This is a genomic window from Methylobacterium oxalidis, from assembly GCF_007992195.1.
Taxonomy (GTDB): Bacteria; Pseudomonadota; Alphaproteobacteria; order Rhizobiales; family Beijerinckiaceae; genus Methylobacterium; species Methylobacterium oxalidis.
The window spans coordinates 1-6,536 of the sequence record NZ_BJZU01000188.1; the positions used below are offsets into that span (position 1 = coordinate 1).

The 6,536-nt window shown below is 64.5% G+C and carries 6 protein-coding genes and 1 pseudogene; 4 read left to right on the top strand and 3 right to left on the bottom strand.

Annotated features, from left to right (window positions below):
* Positions 1–266: 266 nt before the first annotated feature.
* Both MOX02_RS28785 and MOX02_RS28790 read right to left on the bottom strand, forming a co-directional pair.
* Positions 267–2,705, bottom strand: a complete 2,439-nt coding sequence (locus tag MOX02_RS28785; RefSeq protein ID WP_147029210.1) for a PAS domain-containing protein — start codon at positions 2,703–2,705, stop codon at positions 267–269.
* 610 nt (positions 2,706–3,315) lie between these two features.
* Positions 3,316–3,597: a hypothetical protein gene (locus MOX02_RS28790; RefSeq protein WP_147029211.1), complete on the bottom strand. Its 282-nt coding sequence runs from the start codon at positions 3,595–3,597 to the stop codon at positions 3,316–3,318.
* Positions 3,598–3,883: 286 nt separating this feature from the next.
* On the opposite strand from MOX02_RS28790, the gene MOX02_RS28795 reads away from it, so the two are divergent.
* Entirely contained in the window at positions 3,884–4,633 is a 750-nt protein-coding gene (locus MOX02_RS28795) for a Crp/Fnr family transcriptional regulator (protein WP_147029212.1), read from the top strand.
* Between the two features lie 114 nt (positions 4,634–4,747).
* On the opposite strand, the gene MOX02_RS28800 is transcribed toward MOX02_RS28795, so the two are convergent.
* A complete protein-coding gene (locus MOX02_RS28800; RefSeq protein ID WP_147029213.1) occupies positions 4,748–4,978 on the bottom strand; it encodes a hypothetical protein in 231 nt (76 codons plus the stop codon).
* Positions 4,979–5,356: 378 nt separating this feature from the next.
* On the opposite strand from MOX02_RS28800, the gene MOX02_RS28810 reads away from it, so the two are divergent.
* From MOX02_RS28810 to MOX02_RS28820, 3 genes and pseudogenes are all read left to right on the top strand, one after another.
* Complete coding sequence (locus MOX02_RS28810) at positions 5,357–5,557, top strand: hypothetical protein (protein ID WP_147029215.1); 201 nt, start codon at positions 5,357–5,359, stop codon at positions 5,555–5,557.
* 70 nt (positions 5,558–5,627) lie between these two features.
* Positions 5,628–5,837, top strand: a complete 210-nt coding sequence (locus MOX02_RS28815) for a hypothetical protein (protein ID WP_147029216.1) — start codon at positions 5,628–5,630, stop codon at positions 5,835–5,837.
* Positions 5,838–6,340: 503 nt separating this feature from the next.
* Positions 6,341–6,536: pseudogene (locus MOX02_RS28820) on the top strand (phasin family protein); the annotation flags it as partial.

The window sequence follows — 6,536 nt, forward strand, 5'->3', positions numbered from 1 at the left end:
AGGGGAAGAGGTGATCGATCAACAGTATAACTCAGTGGACTTGCGGAAAGAGGGTCAAAAGCGCGTCCGTAAGGCCTATCTCGGTCAGCAGTAACTCGGCGCTGCGGACAGGATCCCAGCCAGCCGTCCTAAGCTGTGACCTCGACCGTCACTCTTCCGGCCGGCTCTTCACTGCGACCAAGGCTGCCCTCCGGCGCCAGCGTGATCCGCTGCTCCGCTGAAAGGTGTTCTTGGCGGGCGCGCTGCTGCAGAGCGCGCTCGTCCATTCAGTGAGGGCGGCTGCGCTTGACCGTCTGGCGGAGGACGCGGGCGAGCTCGTCAGCCGAGTAGGGCTTGCGCAGAACCTCGAAGCCATGCGCGTCATCTTGGGCAAGCACGTGGCTGTAGCCGGATGTCAGAACCACCGGCAGATCCGGATGGCGGTCTCTAAGCTGCCTAGCGAGCTCGAGACCGCCGATGCCTGGCATCACGACATCGGAGAACACGGCGTCGAACTGGGTTGCTGATCCCTCGATCGCTGCGAGCGCTGCCTCCGCGTTCTGGGTCCAGACTGGGCTATGACCAAGATCCTCCAGGATCTGCGTGCAGAAGCGTCCAACCTCCAGATTGTCCTCCACCACCAGGATGCGCAGGCCCGACTCGCCTGCCGTCTCTTCCGGTTGATCCGCCGCGGCGATCCCCATGGATGCCGGAGTTTCGACCTGCGGCAGGTAGAGGATGAAGGTCGTGCCGCGACCCAGGGTACTGCCCACATCGACATCACCGCCCGACTGCTTGGCAAAGCCGATGACCTGGCTCAGGCCGAGCCCCGTGCCCTTGCCGACCTCCTTCGTCGTGAAGAACGGCTCGAAGATGCGTGCGAGATCGGCCTGTGCGATGCCTGTGCCGGTGTCGGTGACCGATACCGCCACGAAGCGGCCGGACGCGCTGGCATGCCCTCGGATGGGCGGCATCGGAACTCCGGCGTCGAGGTGCAGGGTGAGCTTGCCCTCGCCATCCATCGCATCCCGCGCGTTCACCGCGATGTTGACCAGTGCGGTCTCGAACTGGCTGGCGTCCGCCCGAACGTAGCAGTGCTCACCCGGCAAGTCGGTGACAACCCGGATGCGGGCCCCGGTCACCGAATCGAGCATGTCCGAGATGGCCCGAAGACGCTCGGAAACTTCGAACACCTCGGGCCTGAGGGTCTGCCGGCGCGCAAAGGCGAGCAGCTGGCTGGTCAGCTTCGCCGCCCGGTCGACCGTCTCGGAGACGGCGTTCAGGTAGCGGCGCTTGCGGTCCTCAGACAGCTCGGGCCGGCGCAGGAACTCTACGGAGGAGCGGATGATCGTCAGCAGGTTGTTGAAGTCGTGCGCCACGCCGCCGGTGAGCTGACCGATGGCCTCCAGCTTCTGCGACTGCCGCAGCGCCTCCTCGGCCTGCCGCTGCTCAGTGATGTCGCGGCCGAAGCCGTAGAGCACGCCCTCCTCGGGCACGAACGTCCAGAGAATGCGCCGCTTGCTGCCGTCGGAGGTCACGAACGACACTTCGGTGTCGTCGACAGGCTCTGCCGCGGCAAGGCGGCTCAGAAAGCCGGCGATTGCCTCCCGTTCATCGGCTGCGACGAAGTCAGAAATTTTCCGTCCCACCGTCTCGGCCTCCGACCAACCCAGCGTACGGGTCCAGGACGGGTTCACGCCTTCGATCCGCCCATCTGGCTCGGCGACAACCTTCAGCACCGGCGACAGGGTCCAGATCCGGTCACGGTCCCGTGTCTGTGAGGCGACCTGCGCCTCAAGATGGCTCGCCCGGGTTTGCAGGAGATCCTCGACCCGCTTCCGATCGCTGATGTCGTGGACGAAGACGTAGAACCCGTCGACCGAGCCGTCGGCTACGAAACGCGGCATGTAGCGGATGTCGGCGACCCGGACCTGGCCGTCTGGGCAGGCCCAGTTCAGCTCGAATTGCACGCCCTCTCCCGCAAGCGTCCGTTCGATCTGAGGAAGCCGAGCCTCCAACTCGCCTGCGCTGAGCACCTCCGAGATGGTGCGGCCAATGACGTCCTCGGGCGCTCGCCCCGTCCAGGTCTGATAGGCGGCGTTGGCGAAGCGGTAGGTGAGGCTGCGGTCGATGAAGCCGATCAGGACCGGCATGGCATCGGCCACCAGCCGGAGTTCGGCCTCGCGCGCCCGCAGGGCAGCCGCGGAGCGGCGGCTCTCCAGCTGCGCCATCACGGTCCGGGCGAGCGCCTTCAGGATGAACTCCTGCTGCGCGGTTAGAGTGCGTGGCTCGCGGTCGAGCACGCACAGCGTGCCAATGGCCCAACCATCCGCAGTGGTGAGGGGGACGCCGGCGTAGAAGCGCAAGTGCGGTTCGCCGGTGACAAGCGGGTTGGATGCGAGCTCTGGCTCCTGCTTCAGGTTTGGCAGAACGAGGATGCTGTCTTCGCGCATCGCCTGAGTGCAGAAGCCGAAGTGTAGGGGCATCTCACGGGCATCGTGGCCCACCGCTGCTTTGATCCACTGGCGGTCGGCGTCGATGAAGTTGATGTGCGCCATCGGCGCATCGCAGGCCTGCGCGGCCATCTGCGCGATGTCGTCGAACTCCGGCTCTGGCGGCGTATCGAGGATGCCGTAGCTGCGCAGAGCGGCAAGGCGGCGCGGCTCGCAGGGGTCGAAGCTTGGCGGGCAGGTATCGTTTGTTGTCTGTGTCACCGGCGGCGTCATAGCCCACCGCGCGGACAAGCCATAGAGGAACCGCGCAGCCAAGAATGGCCGCTTCGCGGAGGCCCCACCATCGTTGATTGGCTGTAAAGGGCGCCGAGCGGCCGGCTGGGTTTGGCCGCAAGCGGCCTGTCCGCTTCCGGGCTCGGGTCATGGATAAGCCGACGTCCAGCACGGCTTAGGTAAACGCCTCAGAGCGACCCGAAGCGGTCCTTGACGGAACGCGTGAGGGCTGTCCGGTCGCGAGCGTTGTCCGGACAATCGATTGTCTCACAGGGTTCTCCTGACACAGAGGCCTGAGGGGCGCCAAAGTCCGTCCGCTGAGGTCTGTCCCGCTGAAGGAGCGTCCGTTAAGGCGAAGCAAGCCTAACAGACAGGACTTCAATCGATGCAGGCGCTGTCCGCTGAGGTATGCCCCAACGGACAAGCTGCGGCATGCGCCAGCCGCATGCTCGTTCCAGTAGGGCTAAGACACCCGACAAACCTGCGTCCTGAGGCATCCAGTTGGAGCAGGCTCTCGCTGGGGCTGGGACGTTCCACTAGGGGAAGCCCTATTGGAACACCGGTCACTCTGGGGAGGCATCAGCTGGCAGCTCGTAAGAGCGTCCGCTGATCAGGTCCGACGCTGAGAAGTGCCGTGGGAGCTGACCTCTCGGGCATGGGCCAGAAGTTCGCGCATGTTCTGAAGCTCCGCCAGCAAGGCCGTGCGCTCCTCACCAAGGGCCTCGATCAGCCGGGCAGCCCGCTCCATCTCGGCCGCCGCCTTCCGCCGCTGGGCGAGCAAAGCCGGATGAGCCGGCCTGCAGCCCTTGTCGAGGATCTCCGTGAACGGCACCTCCAGCAGAGCCCGGCTCGCGCTGTCGGCGATCTCAAAGCGGCAGCGTCGGCGGATCAATCTTCTTGCCCGACAGGTCGGCCGTCATCGTCGGGATCGCTTGGCAGGCGTCGAGGTAGGCTGCCTCGCTCCAGCCAACTCCAGCCCGATGTCGTCGCAGTCCAGACCGGCCGGTGTGCGTAGGTGGAAGTAGAACCAGGGCATCGGCAACTCGCGCTTGCTGCACTCCAGATCCGCTCGGGAGCGCACGAACGTTTGCCGCGCTATGGCCGATTGACAATTACCTGTGTGCAGCTCCGACTGCGTTCGCGCCGCTACGCTGCCGATGTCCGCCAGGGAGGCAGGCATGCCGCACCATCTCATGCGCAAGTTGGGGCAGTTCACCCGCCTCTCACCCGAAGACAAGCAGGCGCTTGAGGCCGCGAGCCAGAAGGTGCGCCTCTTCGAAGCTCACCAGGACATCATCAGCGAGGGTGACGCGCCCGAGCATGTGAACCTGATCCTGGAGGGCTGGGCCTGCCGCTACAAGCAGCTGGAGGACGGGCGGCGCCAGATCATCTCGTTCTTCCTGCCGGGCGATCTGTGCGACCCGCACGTGTTCGTGCTGCGCGAGATGGACCACGCGATCGGCACCATCACGCGGGTGCGGCTGGCCGAGATCCCGCGCGACGCCATCCTCGACCTCACCGATCGGCATCCGAGGATCACCCGGGCGCTCTGGTGGGAGATGCTGGTACAGGTGGCGGTGCAGCGGGAATGGACGGTCAACCTCGGCCAGCGCACCGGCCTGGAGCGGATCGCGCACCTCCTGTGCGAGCTGTTCATCAGGCTGCAGGCAGTGGGCCAGACGGAGGGCGACAGCTGCCTGCTGCCGGTCACGCAGGTTGATCTCGGTGACGCGACGGGCATGTCAAACGTGCACGTCAACCGCGTCCTGCAGGAACTGCGCGGCAGCGAGCTGATCATCCTGAAGGGGCGCCAGCTGACAATCCCGGATTTGGAGGCACTGCAGCGTGTGGCGCTGTTCAACACGAACTACCTGCACCTCGATCGCGATGGGCGCCACCTCGATACGAACGGGCCGGATCAGCCTTAGGCGTGAAGGTCGGCGGCACCGGCAGCTCATCCTGGAAGCCTTAGGCGACCAACGATCCTGAAGCAGGCTCCGGCGGACGCTCCATAACACCCATCGGCGGAAGCCGTGCTGGGTCTACTCCTGAACCAAGTGGTGTGCGTGCCAACGCTTTAGCGCGGTGCGCAGGTTGCTCGACATGGCCCGGGCAGATGGCGGCGGGCAGGTATTCTCGATCGTCCTGGCCAGGGCATGGAGCTGCGGTTCATGCAGGCACGGGGTGCGGGCCGATCGAGGCAGCCATGGGCTCGTGAGCGACACGCGGCGAAACCCCTTCGGCGTGGCGATCAGTTTGACGATGCGGGCCATCGGACGCCAACCATCGTCGGCGCCCCGCATGAGCCTCATCAGCAGGCAAGCGCCTGAGGAGAGCCCGAAACGTTTCTGTGCCCTTGGGCGTTCCTGACGGTCGAACCCAACAGGGCTCCGGAGCATGCCATGGTCAGCTGGAGGTCCATGGATCGGGCCCCGCAGGACGGCCGGTGGATCATCGCCATCAACCGGCACGAGCCCGACACGCGCGCCGTGATCCGTTGGGACCCAGCACGCTTCGGCGATGACCGCCCCTGGCACGTTGCCTCCTGTCAGCACAGCTACCCGGCCGACGCCTTCACGGACTGGATGCCTTTTCCGGACTGTCCACCCTCAGCCGAGGCCGACCAGTCACCCAGATAGGAGGCCATGACGATGGCTGCTGAGAGTGCGGCTTCCCTCGTCCTGCAGGTCGAGCCCTGCAAGAGCGACCCGGGCCTCTATCGTTGGATCATCCGGGACCACGACCGCGTCGTTCGGCAAGCCTGCTACTCGCTGGCCAGCAAGGAAGAAGCGCGCACCGAAGGACGAGCCGCCCTCGAGGAGGCAGAGGCCATGGTACGCGACAGCTCCTGAGACGTGGAGGTGGGCGGGATGCACGAGTATGGCCCTCGTGCGGCTCGCATCGTTAGGAAGTGACCCCGTCATGGCATCGATCAAGAAGCTGACCCGTGTTCTCACCGACGAGGTCCATGGTGAGTTCCGCATCACCCTGGAGGCGGAAGGTGGTGAAACCTTCCGGGTCGCCGCGACCGAGCAGCAGATCGCGGACCTGATCGACGAGCTCGATGATCTTCTCGGCGATGATGCCGATGAGGATGAGGTGACGGAGCACAAGGAGATGGGCGACGAGTAGCACTCGCGGCCTACCTCAGCAGCGAGGCCCAACCGTGCTTCTCTAGCAGCCGCTCGATCCCGGCGTCGGTAGGGCAGTCAGCGCTCCATAACACCCAACCTGCGGGTGCTGCTGCGCCCGTGCCATCACCCAGGCATCCGCCTAATCCTCCTCGGCGCCTGCTGGACCAAAGCTGCGCTCATCCGACGACAAGTTCCTATCCATCGCTGCAGCCGGCGAGGATCGTCGTTACGGCATCGCTGACGCCCTGGAACCACCAGCACCCTTCCTCGACGTTGTGCAGCGCATTCAGTGGCTTACGTCCCAAACCTGACGGTTGACGAAATCCGTCACTGGGTAAATTTTGCCTAAATTAGCCTGCGACACTTGAAAATAAATCACCAAAGTGCGACTTAGGTGCAGTGCAATAAAAATAATAATATCTTTCGCTACCTGAGATAATAAGCGCATTTATCTTAGGCATAATCGCCCCGAATTCATAATTTATAGGGAAGGAAGCCACCATGGCCTTCAATCAGAATTCCAACCAGAGCAAGCAGGCTGAGCAGAGCGACAAGGCGGCCGACACCGCCAAGGCGACCCTCGACAGGACCGCTGAGCAGGGCAAGCAGTTCGCTGACGCCGCTCGCGACGGCGTGAAGAAGATGGCTGATCTGCAGCAGCAGGCCAGCGAGAACACCAAGCAGATCGTGCAGCGAA